The 13632-nt window shown below is 70.1% G+C and carries 11 protein-coding genes; 8 read left to right on the forward strand and 3 right to left on the reverse strand.

The features are described from left to right. Positions 1-187 precede the first annotated feature (187 nt). Entirely contained in the window at positions 188-2812 is a 2625-nt protein-coding gene (rph, locus tag ACFWU9_RS26025) for a rifamycin-inactivating phosphotransferase (RefSeq protein WP_384322442.1), read from the forward strand. A 12-nt stretch (positions 2813-2824) separates the two neighbouring features. Here the strand turns inward: rph and ACFWU9_RS26030 are convergent, their stop codons facing one another. Together ACFWU9_RS26030 and ACFWU9_RS26035 are read right to left on the reverse strand one after the other, a co-directional pair. Then, on the reverse strand, positions 2825-3715 hold the full coding sequence (locus ACFWU9_RS26030) for an ABC transporter permease (RefSeq protein ID WP_384322444.1): 891 nt from the start codon (positions 3713-3715) through the stop codon (positions 2825-2827). Positions 3716-3719: 4 nt separating this feature from the next. After that, positions 3720-4256: a hypothetical protein gene (locus tag ACFWU9_RS26035; RefSeq protein ID WP_384322446.1), complete on the reverse strand. Its 537-nt coding sequence runs from the start codon at positions 4254-4256 to the stop codon at positions 3720-3722. 147 nt (positions 4257-4403) lie between these two features. Between ACFWU9_RS26035 and ACFWU9_RS26040 the strand changes: the two genes are divergently transcribed. Beyond that, positions 4404-4790 carry a DUF6233 domain-containing protein gene (locus tag ACFWU9_RS26040; protein WP_384322448.1) on the forward strand — a complete coding sequence of 129 codons (387 nt, stop codon included), beginning with the start codon at positions 4404-4406 and terminating at the stop codon, positions 4788-4790. 49 nt (positions 4791-4839) lie between these two features. On the opposite strand, the gene ACFWU9_RS26045 is transcribed toward ACFWU9_RS26040, so the two are convergent. Further along, positions 4840-5787, reverse strand: a complete 948-nt coding sequence (locus ACFWU9_RS26045; protein ID WP_384322450.1) for a methionyl-tRNA formyltransferase — start codon at positions 5785-5787, stop codon at positions 4840-4842. Between the two features lie 248 nt (positions 5788-6035). Between ACFWU9_RS26045 and ACFWU9_RS26050 the strand changes: the two genes are divergently transcribed. The 6 genes from ACFWU9_RS26050 (at position 6036) to ACFWU9_RS26075 (ending at position 13603) form a co-directional block, all read left to right on the forward strand. Then, complete coding sequence (locus ACFWU9_RS26050) at positions 6036-7370, forward strand: lysine N(6)-hydroxylase/L-ornithine N(5)-oxygenase family protein (RefSeq protein ID WP_384322452.1); 1335 nt, start codon at positions 6036-6038, stop codon at positions 7368-7370. Between the two features lie 24 nt (positions 7371-7394). Next, positions 7395-8453 carry a FecCD family ABC transporter permease gene (locus ACFWU9_RS26055; protein WP_384322454.1) on the forward strand — a complete coding sequence of 353 codons (1059 nt, stop codon included), beginning with the start codon at positions 7395-7397 and terminating at the stop codon, positions 8451-8453. Beyond that, the gene (locus ACFWU9_RS26060) at positions 8450-9565 is read left to right on the forward strand and encodes a FecCD family ABC transporter permease (RefSeq protein ID WP_384322456.1); all 1116 of its coding nucleotides are present in this window, start codon (positions 8450-8452) and stop codon (positions 9563-9565) included. Before ACFWU9_RS26055 ends, ACFWU9_RS26060 begins: the two co-directional genes overlap by 4 nt. A 119-nt stretch (positions 9566-9684) precedes the next feature. After that, positions 9685-10494 (forward strand): ABC transporter ATP-binding protein, encoded by an 810-nt coding sequence (locus tag ACFWU9_RS26065; RefSeq protein WP_384322583.1) that lies wholly within the window; start codon positions 9685-9687, stop codon positions 10492-10494. Positions 10495-10698: 204 nt separating this feature from the next. After that, complete coding sequence (locus ACFWU9_RS26070; protein WP_384322458.1) at positions 10699-11751, forward strand: iron-siderophore ABC transporter substrate-binding protein; 1053 nt, start codon at positions 10699-10701, stop codon at positions 11749-11751. Positions 11752-11815: 64 nt separating this feature from the next. Next, complete coding sequence (locus ACFWU9_RS26075; protein ID WP_384322460.1) at positions 11816-13603, forward strand: ABC transporter ATP-binding protein; 1788 nt, start codon at positions 11816-11818, stop codon at positions 13601-13603. Positions 13604-13632 lie beyond the last annotated feature (29 nt).

Below are 13632 nucleotides of genomic sequence, written 5' to 3' on the forward strand. Positions count from 1 at the left end.
GTCGGGGGGCTTGCCGCAAGACCCGGGTCACGGCGCAGAATCGTCCGCCGATGCCTGAACTCGCGGAAAAATGGGGGCACGACGTGCGTGTGTTGTTGTCGGCGTATGCGGAACGCGGTGATGTCGAGCCGCTGGTGGGACCGGCCACCGCGGGCCGACCGGGGACGGTCGCCTCGGAGGTGTCTCGGTGAGGGAGCGGTATCTGCTGGGCCTTCAGGATGTGGACGAGACGGACATCGCGCTCGTCGGCGGTAAGGGCGCGCACCTGGGAGGGCTGGCACGGATCGAAGGCGTCCGCGTGCCGGAGGGCTTCTGCGTGACGACGGACGCCTTCCGGTGGGTCGTGGAGCAGGCGCCGGCGATCGGCGATCTGCTCGATCGGCTGGCGCCTCTGGCGCCGGACGACCGGGAGGCGATCCGCACGCTCAGCGCCCGGATCCGGCGGACCATCGAGGGGATCGCCGTCCCGGACGACCTCGTGGCCGCGATCACGCGCGCGCTCGGCGGGCTCGGCGAGAGGAGCGCGTACGCCGTCCGCTCCAGCGCGACGGCCGAGGACCTGCCGACGGCCTCCTTCGCCGGCCAGCAGGACACGTACCTGAACGTCGTGGGGCCGACGGAGATCCTCCGGCACATCAGCCGGTGCTGGGCCTCGCTGTTCACCGAGCGGGCCGTGGCCTACCGGCGGCAGAACGGCATCGACCACCGTACGGTCCGGATGGCCGTGGTCGTACAGCGCATGGTCTTCCCGCACGCGGCCGGTGTCCTGTTCACGGCCGACCCCGTCACGGGCAACCGGAAGGTCGCCACCGTGGACGCCGGCTTCGGTCTCGGCGAGGCCCTGGTCTCCGGCCTGGTGAACCCGGATGTCTTCACGGTGCGGGACGGCGAGGTCGTCGCCAGGACGATCGCCGCGAAACAGCTTGAAGTCCGGCCCCTGCCCTCCGGCGGCACGGAGGAGGTGGCGATCGAGTCGCGGCGACAGGAGCGGCCGGCGCTGACGGATGATCAGGCCGTACGGCTCGTGGAGCTGGGGCGGCGGATCGAAGCGCACTTCGGCCGGCCGCAGGACATCGAGTGGTGCCTGGCCGACGACGGCTTCGCGATCGTGCAGAGCCGGCCGATCACGACGCTGTTCCCCGTCCCCGAGAGGGGGGACCAGGACAATCACGTCTATGTCTCCGTCGGTCACGGCCAGATGATGACCGACGCCATGAAGCCCCTGGGGCTCTCCATGTGGCGGCTGACGGCCATGGTGCCGATGCACGAGGCCGGCGGGCGGCTGTTCGTCGATGTCACCCCTCGCCTGGCATCGCCCGGGGGCCGAGCGGGTCTTCTGGACGTCATGGGGAGGGGCGATCCGCTGATCAGGGACGCGCTGGAGACCGTCCTCGACCGCGACGGCTTCGTCCCCTCGCTCCCGGACACGGTTCCCGCCGGACCGCCGAGGGCCGCCCGTCCGCCCGCGCCGATCGAGACCGATCCGGCCGTCGTCACCGGACTGATCGAGCGCAGCCAGACGTCAGTCGCCGCTCTGGAACGCGACATCCGTACGAAGACCGGGCCGGCGCTGTTCGACTTCCTGCTGACGGCCTTCGAGGAGCACAAGCGCGTCCTCGGGGATCCGCTGAGCCATCAGGCGATCATGGCGGGGATGGAGGCCACCTGGTGGCTCAACGACACGCTGCGCGAGTGGCTGGGCGAGAAGAACGCGGCCGACACACTGACCCTGTCCGGCCCCGACAACGTCACGTCGGAGATGGGACTGGCGCTGCTCGACGTCGCGGACGTGATCCGGCCCCTGCCCGAGGTGGTGGCGTTCCTGGAGGACGTCCAGGACAAGGGCTTCCCGGACGGAGCCTTCTTGGACGAGCTGGCGAAGCTCCCGGGCGGCACCGGGGCGCGTGACGCCGTCGCGGCCTACCTCGACCGGTACGGCATGCGCTGCGTCGGCGAGATCGACATCACCAGGCCGCGGTGGCGCGAGCGCCCCACCGCGCTCGTGCCCGTGATCCTCGACAACGTCAGGAACTTCGGGCCGGGCGCCGCCGCACGGCGCTTCGAGCAGGGCCGGCGGAAGGCACGGGAGAAGGAACTCGACGTGCTGTCCCGGCTGCGGGCCCTGCCGGACGGGGCGCGGAAGGCCGACGAGACCCAGCGGATGATCGACCGGGTCAGGACCTTCGTCGGATACCGGGAGTACCCCAAGTACGGCATCGTCAGCCGCTACCTCATCTACAAGCGGGCCCTCCTTGAGGAGGCCGAGCGCCTCGTGGACGCGGAGGTGCTTCCTCGGAAGGAGGACATCTTCTACCTCACCTTCCAGGAACTCCGCGACGCCGTGCGCTCGAACCAGGTGGACGGCCGCCTCGTCCGGCGGCGCAAGGAGGCGTTCCGGTCGTACCGCGCGCTCACGACGCCCCGGGTGCTCACCTCGGACGGCGAGGCCGTCTCCGGCACCTACCGGCGCGACGACGTGCCGGCCGGCGCGCTGATCGGCCTGCCGGTCTCCGCCGGGACCGTCGAGGGCAGGGCCCGCGTCGTCCTCGACATGGGGGACGCCGGTCTGGAGGCGGGCGACATCCTGGTCACGACCTACACGGACCCCAGCTGGTCGCCGCTGTTCGTCGGAATCGCGGGCCTGGTCACGGAGGTGGGCGGTCTGATGACCCATGGGTCGGTGATCGCCCGGGAGTACGGCCTGCCGGCCGTCGTGGGCGTGGAGCGGGCCACCCGGCTGATCAGGGACGGGCAGCGGATCCGGGTGCACGGGACCGACGGGTACGTCGAGATCCTGTCCTCCTCCGCGTAGCCCCCGTTCCGGCTAGCGCGGTGAGGGAGGCCGGGGCCGGCGGCGGGTGAGGACGGCCTTCACGGAGGCGCCGAGCCGGTCCCGCCGTACGGTCGCGGTGGTCGTCGAGGCGGGCGTGCCTCCGGAGCCTCGGGCCGGGCGGTGGAGCTGATCGCGTGTCACCAGTTCCACGGTGACGGCCACCGCGACGGCCTGGATCGCTATCAGCGCGATCAGGACGAACAGCTGCACCGCCCCGGCCTCCAGCGGGTCGGCGCCGCCGAGGAGCATGCCGACGAACGCGCCAGGAAGGGTGACCAGTCCGACGGTACGAGTCTGGTCGAGACCGGGGAGGAGCGCGTCGGAGGCCGCCGGCCGGGCGACCTCCAGGCGTGCCTCCTGATCCAGGAGGCCGAGCGCCATCCCGGCCTCCACCTCGCCGTGCCGCAGCTCCAGTTCGTCCAGCGCCCGGCGGCCCGCCAGGACCGTTGCGGTCAGGGCGCCGCCGATGAGGATGCCGGTGATCGGGATCAGGACGATGCCCTTCACCGGTACGAGGCCGGTGAGCAGGAGCGCGCCCACCACCGGCACGACACCGGCGGCGATGGGCGCGGCCGTCTTCCACCACGTCCCGTCGGTGGTGATACGGCGTCCGGCCGTACGGACGGCGACCGCGAACATGAGCAGGACGAACGCCACGGTGGCCGCGGCGTGGTGGATCACCCAGGTGATGAGGGCGGAGACCACGGCCAGTTGAAGGCCGGCGCGCAGTCCCGCCGTGACGATCTGACGCGAACGCCCCGACCCGGAGTCCGGTGCCAGGCGGAAGAGGGCGGCCGTTCCGGCGGCGGCCATGAGAAGTACCGCGAGCAGCACGCCCAGGGTGGGGTTGACCGGCAGGAGGGACGCGCCACTGGCGAGCAATGTGTCAGCGTCCGTCCGAGTTGGTCAGAGCCTCGCTGACCATACGGGTGGCGAAGTCGGGGTCCTCGGTGATGCGGTTGATCTGCTCCGCGAGCAGGAAGGCGGTGGCTTCCAGGGGCGTCATCTCCGCCTTGGTCCAGTCCCCGTACTGCTTGCGCCAGAGGTTGGGGCTCAGTCCGGTGCCCGCCGCGACGACCAGGCCGGCCATGGTGGGGACCGCCTCGGGGCTGATGCTCTTGGGCATCCTGCGCATCGTGGCCACGAGGTTGGGCACCACGTACTCGATGACGTCCTTGTCGTGCTCCTCGTGAGCCTTCCGCAGCCACGTCATGAACATGTAGATGAGTGTGCACGCGCCGTCCAGCACATCGTTGGCCCCTCTGGGCCCCAGGGACCGGGCGAACTGGTTGATCAGCTCCTGCTGTTCGGGGTCGATCTCGGTCTTGCCGTCATGGATGCTCTTGAGCCGGGAGTCGATCATCAGGAGCGCCGCGCCCACATCTCCGACGGGAGCGTTCTGGGGGTCGCAGGGCGATGACACAGTATTCCTCCTCAGATGACCGCGACGGGCGGCGCGGTGCGTTCGTACAGTAGACGGCCGATGAGAGGAGGTCGGCGGCTTATTTGCCTTTTCGGTCACGGTGTGATTGGCGGCCGACGCCCCGAATCACCCCATAGAATCGAACGCGTGAGCGACCGGGAGCGTATCGAGATGCTTCGCTTCCTCGAACGCGTCCAGCTCCAGCAACTCGCCCAGACCAGGCGCTGGATAGCGCGCGCCGAGGAGCGCGCGAAGGGGCGTGGCGAGGGGCGCGCGAAGGGGCGCGGCCAGGGACCCGCGGGCGGGGCCGCCGCCGCGAGCGCCCCCGGCGCCGGTGCGACGCGGTGGACGCTCGACGGTGGGAAGTCCGCCTTCCGGGCGATTCACCAAGACCCGAAGTGCTTCGCCGTTCGAAGCCCGCTCGGTGCGGTGGCGCGGGCGATCAGCCGTGAAGAGGCGATCGAGGCCCTGACGCACGGCGGTCTGCCGGCCTGCGAGGTGTGCCGCCCGGACCTCGCACTCGGACTGTCCTGAGGTCCCCGGCGGGTGCTGCCCTCCGGCCCGTCGGTGCCGGCCCCTCGCGTCAGGGACGGCTCGTCAGATAGCCGCCCATGGTGGTGAAGTACTCCGTCGCGGGCAGCTCGCGGCCGTCCTCCGTGCGTACGCGCGTGATCGCCAGGCCGTGGTTGCGCCCCGTGCGGGCGTCGGCCCCGGCGACGATCACCACGCCCTCGCCCTCGCGGTAGAAGACCCGGCCGGGCGTACCGCCGTAGCGGCCCTCGGACACCACGGCGGCGAGGACTTCGAGCCGCCTGCCCTTGTGGAACGCGAAGGCGCTCGGGTACGGCTCCGACTGGGCGCGGACCAGGCGTTCGAGGTCTTCGGCGGGCCAGTTCCAGTCGATGCGGATGTCCTCGGCCGACCGCTTGTGGAAGAAGCTCGCCTGCGAGCGGTCCTGCTTGGTGAACTCCGTCTGTCCCGCGGCGATCAGGGCGAGCGCCCCGACGGTGACCGGCGCGATGAGGTCGACCGTCTTGTGGAAGAGGTCGGTCGCGGTGTCCTTCGGCCCGACCGCGACGGACTCCTGCCGGACGATGTCGCCCGCGTCGAGCACGTCGTCCATCATGTGCGCGGTGACGCCGACTTCGGTCTCCCCGTTGATCAGGGCCCAGATCAGCGGGGAGAAACCGGCGTACTTCGGCAGCAGCGAGTCGTGGACGTTCAGGGTGCCGTGGCGCGGGAGGCCGAAGATCCGCGGGGGGATCCAGGTCCGCCAGTTGTTGGCGACGATGATGTCCGGGTCGGCCTGCTTGAGGCGTTCGAACAGCTCCTCGTCGTCCGGGCGGTTGCGGATCAGCACCGGGACCCCGTGCTCCTCGGCGAGATCGGCGACGGAGTCGCTCCAGATCTTCTCGTACGCGTGCTCGCTCTTGGGGTGCGTGACGACCAGCACCACGTCGTGCTCGGAGTCCAGAAGCGCTTGCAGGGTGCGGTGTCCCCAGGTCTGGTAACCGAACATGACGACCCGCATGGGGGTTCCTCCTCAGAGCAGGGAATGACCGAAGCTAGTTAAGCAAGGCTTACCTTAGTGTGCAACTGGCCTGCCCGGTGGCCCAGTCGGCGGGTGTCCGTGCGTGCGGCCCCACTCGACAGTGGTCGGAGATTAGCTTAGGCTCACCTAAGTTCAGAGGGGGTCGCTTCGTTGGCGTGCCCACCTTCTGTGTGTCTCACGTACCCCCACGCCTGACAGGCGGCTTCCCCCGTATGAATGGGAGTGACATGTCACAGGTTCTTCCTGGCGACGCAGCACCGGTCCTCGACCTCATAGGCATCGGCTTCGGGCCGTCCAATGTGGCGATGTCGATCGCGGTCCGCGAGCACAACGCACGCGTCGGCGGGCAGGAGCCGGTCACCGCTCACTTCTTCGAGCAGCAGCCGCGCTTCGGCTGGCACCGGGGGATGCTGATCGACGACGCGACGATGCAGGTGTCGTTCCTCAAGGACCTGGTGACGCTCCGGAACCCGACCAGTGAGTTCAGCTTCCTCTGCTATCTCCAGAGCAAGGGGCGGTTGATCGACTTCATCAACCACAAGAACCTCTTCCCGCTGCGGGTCGAGTTCCACGACTACTTCGAGTGGGCGGCCGAGAAGGTCGACGACACCGTCTCGTACGGTCACGAGGTCGTCGGCGTCACGCCGGTCGTCGCCGACGACGGGACCACGGAGTATCTGGATGTCACCGTCCGCTCGGGGGAGGGGCTCGCGGTCCACCGGGCCCGCAACCTTGTCATCGGCAGCGGGCTGCGTCCCCGGATGCCGGAGGGCGTGGAGCGCGGCGACCGCGTCTGGCACAACTCGGAACTCCTCAAGAGAGTCGATGAGTTGGAGGGCTCGTCGCCCACCCGGTTCGTCGTCGTCGGCGCCGGCCAGAGCGCCGCGGAGAACGTCGCCTATCTGCACCGCCGGTTCCCCGACGCGGAGGTCTGCGCCGTCTTCTCGCGGTACGGCTACAGCCCGGCCGACGACAGCGCGTTCGCCAACCGGATCTTCGATCCCGAGGCCGTCGACCAGTACTTCGCCGCCCCCGAGGACGTCAAGGGCCGGCTCATGGACTACCACGGGAACACCAACTACTCCGTGGTGGACATCGACTTGATCGACGACCTCTACCGGCAGATGTACCGGGAGAAGGTCCTCGGCACGGAGCGGCTGCGCTTCATCAACGTCTCCCGGCTGGTCGATGTGAAGGAGACGCCGGACAAGGCCCGTGCCACGGTGAAGTCCCTCGTCACCGGCGAGGAGACCTTCCTGGACGCCGACGTCGTGGTGTTCGCCACCGGCTACGGCCCCGCCGACCCCGTCGGCCTCCTCGGCGAGGTCGGGGACCGCTGCCTCCGGGACGACGAGGGCCGTGTCCGCGTCGAGCGCGACTACCGGGTCGCGACGGACGCCGACCTGGGCTGCGGCATCTACCTCCAGGGCGGCACGGAGCACACGCACGGCATCACCTCGTCCCTGCTGTCCAACACCGCGATCAGGGTCGGTGAGATCCTGGACTCGCTGCTCGGCCGCGGGGCCAAGTCCCCCTCCGTGGCGGGCACGCACTCCTCGTAGATCAAAGGGATAACGTACGGCGACATGAGCACGACTGCGGTGGAACGCCCGCTATCCGAAGCGAGAACGGGGGCCCGTCGGCACCGGGCCCTGGGGCTGGGCACGCTGGTGGTGGTCCTCCTGGTCGTGGGGGTGGTCTCGCTGGCCGTCGGTGTCCGCGCGCTGAGTCCCGCCGAGGTGTGGCACGGACTGTTCGCGGCGCCGGAACCGGACCAGCGGCTCACCGAGATCAGGCTCATCGTGCATACGGTGCGGGTGCCCCGGACGGTGCTCGCCGTCGTCGTGGGCATCGCCCTGGGCGTCGGCGGGGCGCTGATCCAGGGGTATACGCGTAACCCGATCGCGGACACGGGACTGCTCGGGGTGAACGCCGGCGCCTCGTTCGCGGTGGTGACGGCGATCGCCCTGTTCGGGCTCACGGACCCCTTCCAGTACGTCTGGTTCGCCTTCCTGGGGGCGGCGGTCGCCGGTGTCGTCGTGTTCGGTCTCTCCAGCATCGGCCGGGGAGCCGGCAATCCGCTGACGCTCGCGCTGGCGGGGCAGGGGATCACCGTGTTCCTCGCGGCGATGACCACCGCGATCTCGCTGTCGGACCAGAAGTCGCTGAACGCGCTGCGGTTCTGGAACTCGGGCTCCGTGGCAGGCGTCGGATTCGATGTCATCTGGCCGGTGACCGCGTTCGTCGTGGCCGGCCTCGTACTGGCCCTGACCACGCTGCCCGCTCTCAACCTGCTCAACCTCGGCGACGACGTGGCGCGCGGGCTCGGCGTGAACATCGCGCGCAGCCGGACCGTCGGCATCGTCGCCGTCACCCTGCTGGCGGGCGCCGCGACGGCGGCGTGCGGACCGATCGCGTTCCTCGGGCTGATGGTCGCGCATGTGGCCCGCTATCTCACCGGGCCCGACTACCGCTGGCTGGTGCCGTACGCGGGGGTGCTCGGCGCCCTGATCCTCCTGGTCAGTGACATCGTGGGGCGATTGGTGGTGCGGCCGGGCGAGTTGGACTCGGGCGTCGTCGTCGCCCTCCTCGGCGCCCCGTTCTTCGCGGGGCTCGTCTGGCGTGGAAAGTTCAAGAGCTCATGAGCGGAACAGACGCCCGGACGGAAGACGCCGGGAGAGACGGGCGGGACGGCAGGCGATCGGTGGCGCCGGGTGCGCGCGTCGGTCAACTGTCGTTCGTATGGCGGCCCTGGATGGTGCTGGTCACGGTGCTGCTGGCGGCGGCGACCTTCCTGCTGTTCTGCGTCTCCATCGGCGTCGGCGACTTCCCGATCGGTCTGTCCCGGGTCGTCGCCACGATCCTCGGCCGGGGCGAGCAGGTCGACGAGTTCGTGATCATGGACCTGCGGATGCCCCGTGCCCTCGCCGGTCTCGTCGTCGGGATCGCGCTGGGCGTGTCCGGGGCGATCACCCAGTCCGTCGCGCGCAACCCGCTGGCCAGCCCCGACATCCTGGGCATCACCTGGGGCGCCGGCGCGGTCGCGGTGTTCCTGGTGACGGTGTCGAGCGGCACCACCGAGGCCGTGGTCAGCTCCGTGGGCATGTCCGCCGCGGCGCTCGCGGGCGGCCTCGGTACGGGGCTGCTGGTCTACTTCCTCGCGTGGCGGCGCGGGATCGACGGCTTCCGTCTCATCCTCATCGGCATCTCCGTGAGTGCGGTGATGCAGGCGATCACCACCTGGCTGCTGGTCAAGGCCGACATCAGGGATGTGGCGCGGGCCCAGGTGTGGCTGGTCGGCTCGCTGGACAACCGGTCGTGGGACGACGTGCGGGTGGCGCTCTGGTGCACGCTCGTCCTTCTGGCCGTCGTGGCCGCCGCCGCCTTCCAGTTCAAGCCGATGCACCTCGGCGACGAGGTCGCCGCGGGTCTGGGGGTGCGCTACTCGGTCGTCCGGGCGGTCCTGCTGCTGTGCGCGGTCCTGCTCGCCGCCGTCGGTGTCAGCGCGGCGGGTCCTGTCGCGTTCGTCGCACTCGTGGCACCACAGGTGGCGATGCGTCTGATGAGGTGCCCGACACCGCCGTTGATGGCCTCCGGCCTGGTGGGCGCCCTGCTGCTGATCGGCGCGGACCTGATCGCGCGCGCGGCGCTGCCGATCACGCTGCCCGTCGGTGTGGTCACCGCCGGGATCGGCGGGCCCTTCCTCGTCTATCTGCTCGTGAGGGCCAACCTTCGACGGGCAGCGACAGACAGATAGATGATAAAAAGGTTAGGCAAACCTAATAAGGGGGGCATGTGGCTGCTCAGTTCATCACCGAGACAGAGGCCGGGTCCGAGCTCGGACCGGAGGCCGGACCGGCGTTCGGGCCGAAGGCCCTGTCGGAGGCCGGCGCCGGCGACGTCGTACGGCTGGCAGCCAGAGGTGTCACCGTCGGCTACGGCGGCCGGACCGTCATCGACGCCCTCGACGTGGCGATCCCGTCAGGGGTGATCACCACGATCATCGGCCCCAACGGCTGTGGAAAGTCGACCCTGTTGCGCACCCTGACCCGGTTGCTCAGGCCGACCGAGGGGTCGGTCGTGCTGGACGGCGAGGACATCGCCGGGCTCAGGACCAGGGACGTGGCGAAGAAGCTGGGTCTGCTTCCGCAGGCGCCGGTCGCGCCCGAGGGGCTGACGGTCGCCGATCTGGTCGCCCGAGGCCGCCATCCGCACCAGAGCTGGCTGCGGCAGTGGTCGTCGGACGACGCCGCCGTGGTGGAGCGCGCGCTGGCCATGACCGGGGTGGCCGATCTCGCCGACCGTCCGGTCGACTCGCTGTCGGGCGGGCAACGCCAGCGCGTCTGGATATCGATGACACTGGCTCAGGGCACCGATCTGCTGCTGCTGGACGAGCCCACCACCTATCTGGACCTGGCGCACGCGATCGACGTGCTCGATCTGGTGGACGATCTGCACGAGTCGGGGCGCACCGTGGTCATGGTGCTGCACGACCTCAATCTGGCGACGCGTTACAGCGACAACCTCATCGTGATGCGCGAGGGGGCGATCCTGGCGCAGGGGCACCCGCGCGACGTGATCACCGCCGAGCTGCTGCACGAGGCGTTCGGGCTGCGCGCCCAGGTGATCGACGCGCCGGTGGGCGACAGCCCGATCATCGTGCCCCTGGGGCGTACGCACGTCTGAGCTCGCCCGTTCGGGCCGGGCCGGACCTCTGTTCGTGGACCGGGCCGAACCCGCTCGCGTCCGCTCGCGCGGCGGTCCCCGGCAACCCATGGCGAGGTAAAGGGATTTCGCGAGTTAGGCTAGGCTAACCTCACCAACGCAGGTTAAGGTTTGGCTGCCCTAAGACATGGGTGCAGTGGGTAGCGCGAATGCAAGGGATTCCGGATGCTTCTCCATAGAACGACGCTCGTGAAGCCATGGCGACGGCTGGCGGCCACACTGTCCGCCGCGGCGCTCGGCGTCGGCCTCCTCGCGGGATGTGGTTCCGACGACTCGGCGGACAAGCCCGCCGACGACGCCCCCGCCGCCGCTTCCGGCGCGTTCCCGGTCACCGTGGAGCACGCGTTCGGATCCACCGAGGTCACCAAGGCCCCGGAGCGGGTCGTCTCCGTCGGCTACACGGACGACCAGGCCATTCTGGCGTTCGGCATCAAGCCCGTCGGCATGGTCGACCAGTATCCGAACCCGGCGGGCAAGTCCCCCGACATCAACACCCAGTGGCCCTGGGTGAAGGACAAGTGGGGCGACGCCCGCCCCGAAGTCATCATGAAGAACGGCGACTCGGGCCCCAACTACGAGAAGATCGCCGCCCTGCGCCCGGACCTGATCATCGCGGTCTACTCCGAGATCGACCAGGCCGCGTACGACAAGCTCTCCAAGATCGCCCCGACCGTGGGCCGTACCAAGGCCGAGAAGGAGCCCTTCAGCGCTCCCTGGCAGGACAACGCGGTCCACATCGCCAAGGCGCTGGGCAAGGAGGACGAGGGCACCGAGCTGGTGGCGGGCATCCAGCAGAAGCTCGACGCGGCCAAGAAGGCGCACCCCGAGTTCGCGGACCAGACCGCGGTCGTCATCTCCTGGTACGAGAACGCGATCTACCCCTTCACCTCCACCGACGTACGTGGACAGCTGGTGACGGGCTCCGGGTTCACGTATCAGACCAAGATCGACGACATCGCGGACGGCGACTTCTCCACCGAGCTCTCGCCCGAGCGCATCGACCTGATCGACGTCGACCGCGTCTTCGTGGTCAACGACAAGGCGGACACCGAGGCGTTGAACAAGTCCGAGCTGTTCGCCAACCTGCCCGCGGTGAAGAACAAGAAGGTGTCGTACCTGCTGGACAGCGAGGGTCCCGCGATCGGCGCGGCCATGTCCCAGGGCACCCTGCTCTCCCTGCCGTACGCGATCGACGAGCTCGTCAAGTCGGTCGAGTAGGGATGACGATGGCGGTCGACCAGTCGCGTCCCCCTGCCCGTTCCCACTCCGGTCCGGTCGCCCGGTGAGCGCCACCGGCACCCGCCCCGCCCCGGCGGCACTGCGTACGGCGACCGGTGGCGAGGCCACCCGGTGGGTCCTGGCGCACTGCCGCGAGACGCCCTGGCTGACGCTGGCCACCGTGCTCACCGCGGTGGCCGGCGCGGCCCTCCAGGTACTGCCGGTGCTCCTGCTGGGCCAGGTGGTCGACGGAGTCGTCGAGGGCGAATCGCGCTCGGTCCTCGTCACGGTCGGTGTGCTGATGGGGGCCGCCGCGCTGCTCGGCGCGGCGGCCACCGCCGCCTCGACCTATCTGATCGGCCGCCTCGGCGCGGACCTGCTCGCGCGGCTGCGCGAGCACGCCGTCCGGGCGGTCCTCGGAATGCCCAGCGCACGGGTCGAACAGGTGGGCAGGGGCGACGTGCTGTCGCGCGTCGGCGACGACGTGGCCGTGCTGTCCAGAGGCATCAGGACCGCCATCCCCACCGTCTTCTCGGCGGGTGTGCTGGTCTTCATCGCCACCGTTGGCATGTTCGGACTGGACTGGCGGCTCGGTCTGGCGGGCGCCGGCGCCCTGCCCGCGTACGCGCTCGCGCTGCGCTGGTATCTCCCGCGGTCCGCTCCCCTCTACCGGAAGCAGCGGGTGGCCCAGGCCGACCGCGCACAGGCGCTGATCAGCGGACTGAACGGCATCGACACCGTACGGGCGTACCGCCTGGAGGATTCCGTCCGCGAGACGGTGACCCGTGAGTCGTGGCGGGTGCGGAATCTCGGTATCGAGGTCTTCCGGTTCTTCGGCCGGTTCGTCGGCCGGGAGAACCGCGCCGAGTTCATCGGTCTGGTCCTGATACTCGTCGTCGGGTACGCCCTCCTGGAGGCGGACGCCGCCAGTCTCGGCGAGGTGTCCGCCGCGCCCCTGATGTTCCACCGGCTCTTCACCCCGCTGGGCGCCATCATGTTCACCTTCGACGAGGCGCAGAAGTCGGGCGCGAGCCTGACCCGTCTGGTCGGGGTGCTGGCGGAGGACACGGAGGACCGGCTCGTGGGCGACCGTTCCGTCGCCTCGGCGAAGGCCGCGCCGTATCCGGTGACGGTCGAGGGCCTGACATTCGGTTACCCGGACAGCGAGGAGCCGGTCCTGCGGGACGTCAGTCTCACCATTCCGGCGGGCGGTTCGCTGGCCCTGGTGGGAGCGACCGGCGCGGGCAAGTCGACCCTCGCCGCGCTGATCGCCGGCATCGGGACCCCGCAGTCGGGGTCGGTGCGGATCGGGTCGCACGATCTCTCGGGCCTGGACGAGGCGGGTGCGCGCGCCCTGGTGAGCATCCTGACCCAGGAGACGCATGTCTTCTCCGGTCCGCTCGCCGACGATCTGCGGCTCGCCGCGCCCGAGGCGACCGACGCCCAACTCGCCGACGCGCTCCGGACGGTCGGCGCCGGCGAGTGGGCCGACGGGCTGCCCGACGGGCTGAACACCCTGGTCGGCGAGGGCGGCGAACGCCTGGACGTGACCAAGGTCGCCCAGATCGCCCTGGCCCGGCTGGTGTTGAGCCGGTCGCCGGTGGTGGTCCTCGACGAGTCCACCGCGGAGGCCGGCAGCGAGGGCGCGGCCGAGCTGGAGCGCGCCGTGCTGGCCGCCTGTGCGGGCCGGACCACGCTCTTCGTGGCGCACCGGCTGACCCAGGCGATGGCGGCGGACCGGATCGCCGTGCTGGACGCGGGACGTGTGGTGGAGCGTGGCACGCACGATGAGCTGGTGGCCCTGGGAGGCCGGTACGCACGACTGTGGCGGGCGTGGCGAGAAGGCAGTTGAGCAGCCTTGCTTAGGCGAGCCTAAGTTAG

Source organism: Streptomyces sp. NPDC058653 (assembly GCF_042716895.1).
In the GTDB taxonomy this organism is placed as follows: domain Bacteria; phylum Actinomycetota; class Actinomycetes; order Streptomycetales; family Streptomycetaceae; genus Streptomyces.